Raw genomic sequence first — 12,536 nt, 5'->3', positions numbered from 1 at the left:
AGGGCCTTGCCCTGGCTTCTGCGTTTTATCGGCACATCCAGCCCTAAGGCCTGCCTGAACCTCAGTCCAGCGCTTGCCGCAGATCAATGAAACGCTGCGCCTGACCCCGCAAAACCGCGCTCCAGACAGCTGCACCGGCAAACCGTTCCTCAGCTAAGTCTTTGCTTCTGGTGAGTAATCCCGGACAATCGCGCCCCTGTTTCGGCGAGGGCTCTGTCTGTCGGGTATTCCGACGCGTCCTGGCCGAGTGGCAAATGACCGGAATGTGGAGATCCCACCGGATGAATGATCAGGCCAACAGCGTTGATCAACGCTTTGAAGCGGCAGCCCCAGCGACCCTAGCTAGCTGGAATCGCCATGACACTACCTGGATGCTGGGCCTGTTCGGCACTGCCATCGGCGCAGGGACCCTGTTCTTGCCGATCAACGCCGGCCTGGGCGGCTTCTGGCCGCTGCTGGTGCTGGCGCTGCTGGCTTTCCCAATGACCTTCTTCGCCCACCGCGGCCTGACCCGCTTCGTGCTCTCCGGGCGTGACGGTGCGGACATCACTGAAGTGGTGGAAGAGCATTTCGGGATCAAGGCCGGCGCCCTGATCACCTTGCTCTATTTCTTCGCCATCTTCCCGATCCTGCTGATCTACAGCGTGGCCCTGACCAACACCGTGGGCAGCTTCATGGAACACCAGCTGCACATCATGCCGCCGCCACGCGCCGTGCTGTCGCTGGTGCTGATCCTCGGCCTGCTGGCCGTGGTGCGCTGCGGCGAGCAGGTGATCGTCAAGGCCATGAGCCTGATGGTCTACCCGTTCATCGTCGCCTTGCTGTTCCTCGCGGTGTTCCTGATTCCGCACTGGAACGGCGGCATCCTCAGCACCGCCAGCACCCTGCCTGAACCTTCGGCGTTCCTGCACACCCTGTGGCTGGCGATCCCGGTCATGGTGTTCTCGTTCAACCACTCGCCGATCATCTCGGCCTTTGCCGTGGACCAGAAGCGTCGTTATGGCGTGCACGCCGAAGAGCGCAGCTCGCAGATCCTGTCCCGCGCCCATCTGCTGATGGTGGCGATGGTGCTGTTCTTCGTCTTCAGTTGCGTGCTGACCCTGTCGCCGGCCCAACTGGCCGAAGCCAAGGCGCAGAACCTGTCGATCCTGTCGTACCTGGCCAACCACTTCAGCAACCCGACCATCGCCTTCGCCGCGCCGTTGATCGCTTTCGTGGCCATCGCCAAGTCGTTCCTGGGCCACTACATCGGCGCCAGCGAAGGCCTCAAGGGGCTGATCGTGAAAAGCGGCCGCCGCCCGGGCGCCAAGGCCTTGGACCGCATGACCGCGGCCTTCATGCTGGTGGTGTGCTGGATAGTCGCCACGCTCAACCCGAGCATCCTCGGGATGATCGAGACCCTGGGCGGCCCGATCATCGCGGCCATCCTGTTCCTGATGCCGATGTACGCCATCCGCAAGGTGCCGGCCATGGCTCGCTATCGCGGCCAGGCCTCCAACGTGTTCGTCACCCTGGTCGGCCTGGTGGCCATCACCGCGCTGGTCTACTCCCTGAGCGCCTGACCCGCCGGCAACCCACCGCCCGTTGGCGGTGGGTTGCCACGCAGAAATGCCTGATTCAGCGAAGCCACGGCCGCTGACTGCGTATAAAGCGCGGCGCGGCCGTTTTTTTGGCCGGCCGGAAAGTCCAGGGCCAGCCAGTGCTCGCGGTTGACTCGTTGCGGCTGGCCGAGCCGGCTCCGCGCCATGACGCCGTTGCCCAGTTGTTCGGCATGCACACAGTAGCCGTTGAACGCTTTCTCGATCACGCAATGGTTACGCCACATGGGCTAATGCCATTCAGTTAAGGAAACTGTAGGAGCGAGGCTTGCCCGCGATGGACTTAAGAGTGCCGCGTTTATCCAGTAAATACGCCACATGGCCCCTCCATTTGTTGCTTTTGACGGGGCGAAAGAGTCCGCGGCATTCGGGCGAGCATCGGGCACCGTTGGCAGTGGCGTGATTTTTAGTGGGTGCGGGGAGGGGTAACAACCACCGGATCCGGTAGGTAAAGACACTTGGCATTCTGCTGCCAGAGCGACTGGCGAGATAATCGTCGGCATAAAAAAACGCCGCGTATCGTCGTGGGATACGCGGCGTTCTTCATTGCCTTGCAGCCTTAGGCTTGAACCACCGGAATCTTGGCGTTCGCAGCAGCCTCACGGAACTCGGCGATCTGGTCGAAGCTCAGGTAGCGGTACACGTCCGCTGCCATGCTGTCGATCTTGCCGGCGTATTCCATGTACTCCTCGACGGTCGGCAGGCGACCCAGGATGGACGCAACGGACGCCAGCTCGGCCGAAGCCAGGTAGACGTTCGCGCCGTCACCCAGACGGTTCGGGAAGTTACGGGTCGAAGTCGAAACCACGGTGGAGTTCGGCTCGACGCGTGCCTGGTTACCCATGCACAGCGAGCAGCCCGGCATTTCCATGCGCGCGCCAGCCTTGCCGTAGATGCCGTAGTAGCCTTCTTCGGTCAGCTGGTGAGCGTCCATCTTGGTCGGCGGCGACAGCCACAGACGGGTTGGCAGCTGACCCTTGACCTGATCCAGCAGCTTGCCGGCAGCGCGGAAGTGACCGATGTTGGTCATGCAGGAACCGATGAACACTTCGTCGATCTTCTCGCCAGCAACGCTGGAGAGCAGGCGAGCGTCATCCGGGTCGTTCGGCGCGCACAGTACAGGCTCGCTGATGTCGGCCAGATCGATTTCGATGACTTCGGCGTATTCGGCGTCGGCATCGGCTTCCATCAGCTCAGGGTTGGCGATCCAGGCTTCCATCGCTTGAGCGCGACGCTCCAGGGTACGCGCATCGCCGTAGCCTTCGCCGATCATCCAGCGCAGCAGGGTGATGTTCGACTGCAGGTACTCGGTGATCGACTCTTTCGACAGCTTGATGGTGCAACCGGCAGCCGAACGCTCGGCCGAGGCGTCGGACAGCTCGAAAGCTTGTTCCAGGGTCAGACCTTCCAGACCTTCGATCTCCAGGATGCGGCCGGAGAAGGCGTTTTTCTTGCCTTTCTTCTCGACGGTCAGCAGACCGTTCTGGATAGCGAAGTAAGGAATGGCATGAACCAGGTCACGCAGGGTGATGCCAGGTTTCATTTTGCCTTTGAAGCGCACCAGGATCGATTCCGGCATGTCCAGTGGCATCACGCCAGTGGCAGCGGCGAACGCGACCAGACCGGAACCGGCCGGGAACGAGATGCCCATCGGGAAACGGGTGTGCGAGTCACCACCGGTACCCACGGTGTCTGGCAGCAGCATGCGGTTCAGCCACGAGTGGATGATGCCGTCGCCCGGACGCAGGGAAACACCGCCGCGGGTCATGATGAAGTCGGGCAGGGTGTGGTGGGTGGTCACGTCGATCGGCTTTGGATACGCCGCGGTGTGGCAGAAGGACTGCATCACCAGATCAGCGGAGAAGCCCAGGCACGCCAGGTCTTTCAGTTCGTCACGGGTCATTGGACCGGTGGTGTCCTGAGAACCTACGGTGGTCATCTTCGGTTCACAGTAGGTGCCAGGACGAACGCCTTTGCCTTCTGCCAGACCGCAAGCCTTGCCGACCATTTTCTGTGCCAGGGTGAAACCCTTGGTGCTTTCAGCCGGAGTTTCAGGCTTCTTGAACAGGTCGAACGGTGGCAGACCCAGTTCGGCGCGAGCCTTCTCGGTCAGGCCACGGCCGATGATCAGCGGGATACGGCCGCCGGCACGGACTTCGTCGAGCAGGACCGGGGTCTTCATTTCGAAGGTGGCCAGGACTTCGTCGCTGTTGTGCTTGGTGACTTTACCGGCGTGCGGGTACAGGTCGATCACGTCGCCCATGTTCATCTTCGACACATCGAATTCGATCGGCAGGGCGCCGGCGTCTTCCATGGTGTTGTAGAAGATCGGTGCGATCTTGCTGCCGAAGCAGAAGCCGCCTGCGCGCTTGTTCGGTACGTAAGGAACGTCGTCGCCGAAGAACCACAGCACGGAGTTGGTCGCCGACTTACGGGACGAACCGGTGCCGACCACGTCGCCGACGTAGGCGATCGGGAAGCCGTCGTTGCGCATCTGCTCGATCTGTTTCATCGGGCCGATGGCGCCTTGCTGATCCGGAACGATGCCGTCACGGGCCATTTTCAGCATGGCCAGGGCGTGCAGCGGGATGTCAGGACGGGACCAGGCATCCGGGGCAGGGGACAGGTCGTCGGTGTTGGTTTCGCCAGTCACCTTGAACACGCGCAGGCTGATCTTGTCGGCCAGTACCGGGCGGTTCTTGAACCACTCGCCGTCGGCCCAGGATTGCAGTACGCCTTGGGCGTGAACGTTGCCGTTCTTGGCTTTTTCCGCGACGTCGTGGAAGGCATCGAACATCAGCAGGGTGTGCTTGAGCTGAGCGGCCGCGACCGGAGCCAGTTCGGCGTCGTCCAGCAGCTCGACCAGGGTCACGATGTTGTAGCCGCCCTGCATGGTGCCCAGCAGTTCAACGGCGCGCTTCTTGTCCAGCAGAGGGGATTTGGCTTCGCCTTTGGCCAGCGCGGAGAGGAAACCGGCCTTCACATAGGCGGCTTCGTCGACTCCTGGCGGAACGCGATTGGTGATCAGGTCAACGAGGAAGGCTTCTTCGCCAGCGGGGGGATTCTTCAGCAGCTCGACCAGGCCTGCAGTTTGTTCGGCGTTTAGCGGCTGGGGAACGATACCCAGGGCTGCACGCTCTTCGATATGTTTGCGGTAGGCTTCAAGCACAGTATTACCCTCATCAGTGGTCCCAAATGGGTGTCCGGGACGCTCATCCCGAAATTGCCGTACTCATGCGCTGCGTGACGTTGTGGGTCACTTGGCCAGAATTACCGACAATTCCTTACAGAAGCTGCTTTCAAAGTTTTACGCCTGCAGAACGGGAGCTGATGAGGGTTGGCGCTGGGCTTTCCCCGCTGGAAAGACCCATCCCCAACACCGCTCTGAAGGAACGACTGTGCTCGTGACGCTTTGAAAACAGCTTCTAACGGACATTGGCGCCTAAAAAGGCTGGCTGATTCTACGGCAAAAAAAAATTAAAGGTAAGTTAGGCCCTGAAGTTTGAGGGGTGATCAATGTTAGACAAAGGGCTAACATGCGGGCCTGTTTCGCTTTTTTCCGCGTATTGCCTACTTATGCCCAATCAGACGATCAAGACCCCCTGCGTCGGCCTCTGCTCCACTGTCTACGGTGACCTGGTGTGCCGTGGCTGCAAACGTTTCCACCATGAAGTGATCCACTGGAACGGCTACAACGAGGAAGAAAAGCGCGCGGTGTGGCTGCGTCTCGAGCAATTGCTGGTGCAGGTGATGGCGGCCAAGCTGGAAGTCTTCGATCCCCAGCGGCTGCGCGAGCAGCTGGAGCAGCGCAAGATCCGCTTCGTGCCGCACCAGTCGGAATATTGCTGGGCCTATCAGCTGATCGCTCGCGGGGCGCGGGTGATCAACCAGCTGGAGGCCTACGGGATGGTGTTGCTGCCGGAGTTTCGCGACTGGGAACTGCCGGAATTGCGCGATGCCATCGATCGGGAGTTTTTCCTCCTGTCGGAAGCCCACTACCAGCGGTATATCGCCCCGGGGTTTCTCAAGGACGCCTTTGGCGCCTGATCGCTAAAAGCATCGCGGGCAAGCTCGCTCCTACAAGGTATGTGCAACCTGTAGGAGCGAGGCTTGCCCGCGATAGCGTTCTATCAGTCACCCCATCACTCAATGCTTGCTGGCCACCTCTTCCAGGTGGTCCATGATGACCTCCGGCTTGAGCACCAGCACGTCGCTTTCCAGGGAGTCGAGCACCACTTCCGCGGTGTTGCCGATCAGTGCCCCGGAAATCCCGGTGCGCGCCACGGTGCCGATGATGGTCAGCGCCGCCTGCAATTCATGGGCGGTGTGCGGGATCAGCACGTCTGCCGGGCCTTCTTCTATATGCAGATGGGTATCGTCGATATCGAATTCGGCCTGGAACGCCTTGCACTGTTCGCGGTAGCGCGCCTCGATGGTTTCCTTGAGCTGGAACACCGGGTCGGACGCCGACAGCATCGGCGACGGATGGGCGCTGATCACATGCAGCTGTGCCTTGGCCAGGCTGGCGATGTCGAAACCATGGTCGACGATGGTGGCATGCAGGGTGCGGTGCTCGCCGTCGGCGTTGCCGACGTCGATGGCCGCCAGGATCACGCCGCCGGTCCAGGGCTTGGCGGTTTTCACCAGCAGCACCGGGCTTGGGCAGTAGCGCAGCAGTTTCCAGTCGGCGGGGGTGAGCAGGGCCTTTTTCAGCGGGTTGTCGGCAAAGTGCTGCTTGATCACCAGGCCACAGCCTTCGGCCTGCTGCACGTCGATGATGGTGCTGTGCAGGCTGTCGTTCCAGGCCTGCTCGGTGGTCACGCTGTAGCCCTCGCTCAGCAGGCTGCTCTTGAGCACGCTCAACAGCGCCGAATGCTCGTGCTTCTTGTCGCACACCAGCAGGTGCAGATGGGCCTGGGTCACCCCGGCGATCAGCTTGGCGCGCTTGAGCGCGAGGCTTTCGGAATGCTCGGGCTCGATGACCACCAGGATGCTGCGGATGGCTTGCATGGTCGGGATCTCCAGAGAGGGATGAAGGCTACTTTGCACAACTATAGTTGCTGCGCGTCGCCGTGGATGTTGATGCACATCAAGCGCCGCGGCTGGTGGTCTGTGGCGCGGCCGGTATAATCGGCGCCCTTCGCCGTGAACCCTTATGCCGTGAGCCCCATGTTATCTATCCCTGAAGTCGCCACCGTCCTGTCTTGCGCGCCCGCTGCCGTAACAGGGGGGCAGCCATGAACCTGCCGGAAATCCATGAGTTCCTCGGCTGCCGCACGCCGGATGCCTGGGTCCGGGCGGCCCTGGCGGATCAGGAAACCCTGCTGATCGACCACAAGAACTGCGAGTTCAAGGCGGCCAGCACGGCCCTGAGCCTGATCGCCAAGTACCACTCCCATGTCGACCTGATCAACATGATGTCGCGCCTGGCCCGGGAAGAACTGGTGCACCACGAGCAGGTCATGCGCCTGATGAAGCGGCGCAAGATCGAACTGCGCCAGCTGTCGGCCGGGCGTTATGCCTCGGGCCTGCGCAAGGTGGTGCGCAGCCATGAACCGGTGAAGCTGGTGGACACCCTGGTGGTCGGCGCCTTTATCGAGGCCCGCAGCTGCGAGCGTTTCGAGGCGCTGGTGCCGCACCTGGACGAAGAACTGGGCAAGTTCTACTTCGGCCTGCTGAAAAGCGAGGCCCGGCACTTCCAGGGTTACCTGAAGCTGGCCTATCAGTACGGCGACGCCAAGGACATCGCCCAGGTGATCGAGAAGGTGCGCGCCGCCGAGCGCGAACTGATCGAGTCGCCGGACGTCGAGTTCCGCTTCCACAGCGGCGTGCCTACTCTGTAAAACGGCCCAAGTCGGTTGAAAACTACGGGCAAATTGTAAAAAACTCTTAAAAGCATGAAACATCACTGAAAACCGGCCACCTGGGCCGGTTTTTGCTGTCTGGCCTGGTCTCAGACTTATCCGATGCCGCCTATAATGCGCACCCCAATTGTGCGCTCTCAGACTGGTATTTATGGATAACCCGGGTCTTGGCAAAGTATTGCTGGTGGAAGATGACGAGAAGCTCGCCGGGCTGATCGCGCACTTCCTGTCCCAACACGGTTTCGAGGTACGGGTGGTGCATCGTGGCGATGTGGCGCTGGCGGCCTTTCTCGAGTTCAAGCCGAAAATCGTCGTCCTCGACCTGATGCTGCCGGGCCAGAGCGGCCTGCACGTGTGCCGGGAGATCCGCAACCTGTCGGACACGCCCATCGTCATTCTCACCGCCAAGGAAGACGATCTGGACCATATCCTGGGTCTTGAGTCCGGTGCCGACGACTACGTGATCAAGCCGATCAAGCCGCCGGTGTTGCTGGCTCGCCTGCGCGCCCTGCAACGGCGCCAGCTGCCGGAGCCGACGGTGCGCGGCGCGCTGGAATTCGGCCGCCTGACCCTCGACCGCAGTTGCCGCGAAGTGCGCCTGGCCGGCGAGCTGATCGAGCTGACCACCATGGAGTTCGAGCTGCTGTGGCTGCTGGCCAGTTCGGCGGGCAAGATCCTCTCCCGCGACGACATCCTCAACCGCATGCGCGGCATCGCCTTCGACGGCCTCAACCGCAGCGTCGACGTCTATATCAGCAAGCTGCGCGGCAAACTCCAGGACAACCCCCGCGAGCCGGTGTGCATCAAGACCATCTGGGGCAAGGGCTATCTGTTCAATCCCTTCGCGTGGGAGCTCTAGATGCTGCGGCTGTTTCTGGGTTTGTACATTGTCTTGGCCATAGGTTTTGCCGGGGCAATCACCGCGGTCGATCACATCTTCACGGCCATCCTCGAAGACCCGCTGGAAGCCTACAACCGCGATGCGGTGCGCGGGCCGGCCTACAGCCTGGTGGAGCAGTTGCGGCCGTTCGACAGCGTCGAACGCGAACGGCAATTGCAGGGACTGCAGCCGCATTACGGCTTGCAGTTGAGCCTGGTGAACGCCGACGCGCTGGGCCTGAGCGCCCGGGAGCAGGCCTTGCTGGCATCCAATCAGTTGGTGGTGCGGCAGGAGTTCACCGAGTTTATCGCCAGCATCGACCAGGGCCCGCAATTGCTCAGCATCAAGTTGCCGGAAGAGCCCTCGCTGACCCGTTTCTATACCATCACCGCCTATGTCTTTCTCGCTGCGCTGGTGGGCATCGCCCTGTATTTCTGGGTGCGCCCGCACTGGCGCGATCTGGAGCAACTGCGGCTGGCGGCCGAACGTTTCGGCGACAACGACCTGAGTGCGCGCCTGCACCTGTCGCGGCGCTCGAACATTCGCGAGCTGGCCGAGCACTTCAACCGCATGGCCAGCCGCATCGAAGGCCTGATCGCCAATCAGCGCGAGCTGACCAACGCGGTGTCCCATGAGCTGCGCACGCCCATCGCCCGCTTGTCGTTCGAGCTCGACCAGCTCAAGCAGTCCGATCCGAAACACAACCGCGAGCTGATCGCCGACATGTACGCCGACCTCGGCGAGCTGGAGGAAATGGTCTCCGAACTGCTGACCTATGCCAGCCTGGAACACGGCGCCACGGTGATTAACCGCGAGACTATCCAGGCCCACAGCTGGCTCGACAGCGTGGTCGGCAGTGTCGCCCTGGAGGCGGAAGCGGCGGGGGTGCAGATCCTGATCCGGGCCTGCGAGGTCGAGTGCATCAGCATCGAACCGCGGTTCATGGCGCGGGCGGTGATCAACCTGCTGCGCAACGCCATTCGCTACGCCGAGCGGCGCGTCGAGGTGTCCCTGGTACGGGTCGGGCAGGGTTATGAAGTCCAGGTCAACGACGACGGCCCGGGCGTGCCGGTGGAAGGGCGTAAGAAGATCTTCGAACCGTTCTCCCGGCTCGATGCCAGCCGCGACCGCCGCACCGGCGGCTTCGGCCTCGGCCTGGCGCTGGTACGGCGGGTGTCGCAGTCCCACGGCGGCCAGGTCGAGGTGACGGATTCGCAGTGGGGCGGCGCGTCGTTTCGCATGACCTGGGCGCAGGTCGAATAACCGGGACACCTGGGCACACTCCTGCGGGATCGGATGGCTTCTGCTTCTGTAGGAGCGCAGCTTGCGCGCGATGAACGATAACGCGGTGGATCAGGCGGTCCGCGTCGTGGCTATCGCGGGCAAGTCGGATCGCCGCCCGCTCGCTCCTACAGAAGCACGCGGTTCTGTAGGAGCGAGGCTTGCCCGCGATAGCGTCAGAACGGCCAACGCTGCTTAGAAGCTGTACTCTAGGGTCGTCGCCAACGACGTCTGCATCCGCCGCTCGACAATCGGGCTGTCCGCCGCCTCTCGCCCCAGATACTGCAGCGCCAGCACCGTGGAAACCTGCATCTGTTCGTCGATCGGCACAGTCCAGGTCAGGTCGCCGCCCCGGCTGAGAAAACCGCCCTTGGGACGATAGGCGCCGAAGCGGGTCCTGCCGGCCTGGGCCGTGCTGACGCCATACCAGGTGCGCAGGTAATCGCCATCGCCGAACTGGCTGTTGAGGCTGCCCTCGAGGCGCCCGTACCGGCCTTCATACAGCGTGCTGCCAATGCTCAGTTGCAAGTGGTTGTAGGCCGAGCCGGTGTCCGGGTCGTCGTTCTTCTTCAGCGCATGCTGCAACGTGGCTCCGAGTTCCACGGCGCCCAGGGTGTAGCCCAGGTGGGCGCCGAATTGCGCGCGGGACTTGATCGAGCCCATGCCGGCCAGATGGTCCGAACCCTTGTAGCCGCTCTTGCGGTCCTTGCGTGCCTCGCTGGGGCCGACCCAGGTGCTGAACGCCAGGTCGCCCCATTCATTGCCCCAGCCAAGGCCCTGTTCGGTGTTGAGAAACACCCCGTAGGGGCTGACGATTTCGCCGCCCAGGATCGGGGCGACAGTGCGTTCGTCGCTGCCGCTGTAGCGCGGCAGGCTGGCGGCGCCGGCTTGCAGGTGGTACTGCCAGTCCGCGGCGTAGAGCGGGCCGCAGGGCGTCAGCAGGCACAGCGAAGCCAGGGGCAGGGAAGCAAGGGACAGGCACAGGGTTTTCGGACGGATCGAGGTCTTCATCGGCGGTTAGAAACTCAGCAGGGTGTGGGAGTGGTCGTTGGCTTTGGAATAGGAACTGCCCAGGCCATCGCGCGGCCGCTGGGCGACCTTGCGCGCCGGAGCGGCGGCGGTCGGTTCGGCGCGAATGGTGGTTTCAGGTGGCGTGGCGATTTCCGGCGGCGCTTCGCTGCTGGGCGTCGGGGCCGCGGGCGGGGTGCCCTGGCAGCTGAGGCCACCGAGCAGCACACCAATGAAAAGTGTGGAGAACCGACCGTACATGACGCACCCGTGGGGAAATGGATGCGTTCATGCTAGGGACGCGGGCGCGGGCAATCTTTGGCAGCTTTGTCGGAAAACTGTCAAAGACTGTGAATGCCCGGCGCTTAGCGTTGCAGGTCCAGGCGCTCATGCCATTGAGCGATGGATTCCTCGGGGTAGTGGGCGAATTGCAGGTCGTGGGGATGCCAGTCGATCTCCACCCAGGGCGCCCTGGAGTCGAGCATCAGGTGGGTATGTTCCGGCGGTATCGGCAACGGCGTGTCGATGGCCGAGGCGAAGGGATGGATCAGCTCCGGCCACTGCGGGCTGAACAGCCACAACCCGGAGCCACAGCGGCTGCAGAAATGTCGCTCGGCGCTGCTGCGCCGGGCGCGTTTGCCGGGTTCCCTGAGCAGCGCGTGGTAGATCGAGATGTGCTGGCGGCCGCGGACCTTCAGGCTGGCGGCATCGCCGCCGAGGTTGATCGCATACCCGCCGCCGCCCTGGGTCTTGCGGCAGATCGAGCAGTAGCAGCGTTGATAAGGGTAGGGGTGGGCGCTGTTCAGGCTGAAGTGGACGGCGCCACAATGGCAGGAACCTTCGAGTTGCATGATGGCCTCCGACGATTCATGGACTATGACCGTCAGCCTAGTCGTTGTCGGCTGGAGCGTTCTCCATGGGCGCTGGTCGGTACTGAGTTGACCCTGTAGCTACTTCAGGCTTTTTACTGTCGACTCTCTTTATCAGGAGTGATCGACATGAGCTTTTTCGAACCTTTGTTGGGCGCTCATCGGGGCCGTGGGCATGGCGGTTATCAGGGCGGGCGCCACAGTAATGGGCATGGCGGTAATGGGCATGGCAGCGGGCAGGGCCAGCGCGCAGATGGCGCAGCGCCGCCAGCGGGCGGCCCGCTGTGTCCGGACTGCGGGGCAAGCAACGCGGCCAAGGCGCGGTTTTGCCAGCAGTGCGGGACCTCGCTGCAACCCGCCGCGTGCCGCCAGTGCGGCAGCACGCTGGCCGCCGGCGCGCGGTTTTGCGCGCAATGTGGCGGGGCGGCGGGCTGAGGCCCGGTTACAGCGCCAGGTGGTAGCGGACCTGAGTCGCATCGTCTGGATCGATGGCGCGATTGAAACCCAGGGTCGCGGCCAGTTCGCGCATGCGGTGATTGGCCGGGCAATCCAGCGAGTACATCTGCTTGAAGCCCTGGTCCTTGGCCCGGGCGACCAGGTGGCGCATCAGCAAGGCGTCCAGGCCCTGGTGCTGCCACTCGTCGGCCACGGTCACGGCAAATTCACAGGTGTCCGTGTCCGCGCCGATGGTGGCGTAACGGCTGATGCCGATTTCCCGCAGCGAGCCGTTGTCGTGGACCAGGGCCACATAAGCCACGCGCTCGCTGCCATCGACATCCATCAGCTGGCTGAGCAGGGCCTCGCCGACTTCCTTCACTTCACCGAGGAACCGGTGGTGCCGGGTGGTTGGCGAGAGGTTCTCGATAAAGGCCTTTTCCCGGTCGCGGTCTTCGGCGCGCAACGGGCGGATCAGCACCGGGCTGCCGTCGTTGAGGGCGTCTATCCAGTGTTCGCCCTTCTGCTGGGCGAAGGCGGCCAGGGCAGGCGTGTGGATGGCGGTGCTGGTCATGGGCAAGTCTCCGTGAAGGTGCAGAGG

General features: G+C 62.8%; 13 protein-coding genes. 6 read left to right on the top strand and 7 right to left on the bottom strand.

Annotated features, from left to right (window positions below):
* The first annotated feature begins 281 nt into the window (after nt 1-281).
* On the top strand, nt 282-1,562 hold the full coding sequence (locus J4D52_RS19315) for a serine/threonine transporter (RefSeq protein WP_063429985.1): 1,281 nt from the start codon (nt 282-284) through the stop codon (nt 1,560-1,562).
* Here J4D52_RS19315 and J4D52_RS19310 read toward each other — a convergent pair.
* Both J4D52_RS19310 and acnB read right to left on the bottom strand, forming a co-directional pair.
* Nucleotides 1,544-1,825: a hypothetical protein gene (locus tag J4D52_RS19310; RefSeq protein ID WP_063429987.1), complete on the bottom strand. Its 282-nt coding sequence runs from the start codon at nt 1,823-1,825 to the stop codon at nt 1,544-1,546. The genes J4D52_RS19315 and J4D52_RS19310 overlap by 19 nt on opposite strands.
* 332 nt (nt 1,826-2,157) lie before the next feature.
* Nucleotides 2,158-4,767: a bifunctional aconitate hydratase 2/2-methylisocitrate dehydratase gene (gene acnB / locus J4D52_RS19305; RefSeq protein WP_063429989.1), complete on the bottom strand. Its 2,610-nt coding sequence runs from the start codon at nt 4,765-4,767 to the stop codon at nt 2,158-2,160.
* A gap of 407 nt (nt 4,768-5,174) precedes the next feature.
* Between acnB and J4D52_RS19300 the strand changes: the two genes are divergently transcribed.
* The gene (locus tag J4D52_RS19300) at nt 5,175-5,645 is read left to right on the top strand and encodes a DUF1289 domain-containing protein (RefSeq protein ID WP_025809403.1); all 471 of its coding nucleotides are present in this window, start codon (nt 5,175-5,177) and stop codon (nt 5,643-5,645) included.
* A 99-nt stretch (nt 5,646-5,744) separates the two neighbouring features.
* Here the strand turns inward: J4D52_RS19300 and J4D52_RS19295 are convergent, their stop codons facing one another.
* Nucleotides 5,745-6,608, bottom strand: a complete 864-nt coding sequence (locus tag J4D52_RS19295) for a universal stress protein (protein ID WP_025809402.1) — start codon at nt 6,606-6,608, stop codon at nt 5,745-5,747.
* Between the two features lie 227 nt (nt 6,609-6,835).
* On the opposite strand from J4D52_RS19295, the gene J4D52_RS19290 reads away from it, so the two are divergent.
* From J4D52_RS19290 to J4D52_RS19280, 3 genes are all read left to right on the top strand, one after another.
* Nucleotides 6,836-7,441: a tRNA-(ms[2]io[6]A)-hydroxylase gene (locus J4D52_RS19290; RefSeq protein ID WP_062825533.1), complete on the top strand. Its 606-nt coding sequence runs from the start codon at nt 6,836-6,838 to the stop codon at nt 7,439-7,441.
* 172 nt (nt 7,442-7,613) lie between these two features.
* The gene (locus tag J4D52_RS19285; protein WP_063429993.1) at nt 7,614-8,321 is read left to right on the top strand and encodes a response regulator; all 708 of its coding nucleotides are present in this window, start codon (nt 7,614-7,616) and stop codon (nt 8,319-8,321) included.
* Nucleotides 8,322-9,605 (top strand): ATP-binding protein, encoded by a 1,284-nt coding sequence (locus tag J4D52_RS19280; protein ID WP_102677438.1) that lies wholly within the window; start codon nt 8,322-8,324, stop codon nt 9,603-9,605.
* Between the two features lie 213 nt (nt 9,606-9,818).
* On the opposite strand, the gene J4D52_RS19275 is transcribed toward J4D52_RS19280, so the two are convergent.
* The 3 genes from J4D52_RS19275 to J4D52_RS19265 form a co-directional block, all read right to left on the bottom strand.
* Complete coding sequence (locus J4D52_RS19275) at nt 9,819-10,634, bottom strand: MipA/OmpV family protein (protein WP_102677437.1); 816 nt, start codon at nt 10,632-10,634, stop codon at nt 9,819-9,821.
* A gap of 6 nt (nt 10,635-10,640) precedes the next feature.
* A complete protein-coding gene (locus J4D52_RS19270; RefSeq protein WP_025809397.1) occupies nt 10,641-10,892 on the bottom strand; it encodes a hypothetical protein in 252 nt (83 codons plus the stop codon).
* 104 nt (nt 10,893-10,996) lie between these two features.
* The gene (locus J4D52_RS19265; protein ID WP_009048526.1) at nt 10,997-11,482 is read right to left on the bottom strand and encodes a GFA family protein; all 486 of its coding nucleotides are present in this window, start codon (nt 11,480-11,482) and stop codon (nt 10,997-10,999) included.
* Nucleotides 11,483-11,629: 147 nt separating this feature from the next.
* Between J4D52_RS19265 and J4D52_RS19260 the strand changes: the two genes are divergently transcribed.
* Nucleotides 11,630-11,935, top strand: a complete 306-nt coding sequence (locus tag J4D52_RS19260) for a double zinc ribbon domain-containing protein (RefSeq protein ID WP_102677436.1) — start codon at nt 11,630-11,632, stop codon at nt 11,933-11,935.
* 7 nt (nt 11,936-11,942) lie between these two features.
* Here J4D52_RS19260 and J4D52_RS19255 read toward each other — a convergent pair whose 3' ends face one another.
* The gene (locus J4D52_RS19255; protein ID WP_102677435.1) at nt 11,943-12,509 is read right to left on the bottom strand and encodes a GNAT family N-acetyltransferase; all 567 of its coding nucleotides are present in this window, start codon (nt 12,507-12,509) and stop codon (nt 11,943-11,945) included.
* Between the last annotated feature and the right edge of the window lie 27 nt (nt 12,510-12,536).

The sequence above is a fragment of the Pseudomonas sp. GW460-12-10-14-TSB1 genome (genome assembly GCF_017349775.1).
Lineage (GTDB): Bacteria > Pseudomonadota > Gammaproteobacteria > Pseudomonadales > Pseudomonadaceae > Aquipseudomonas > Aquipseudomonas piscium.
Note: the sequence above shows the minus strand (reverse complement) of the source record. Positions and strands in the feature narration are given on the sequence as shown.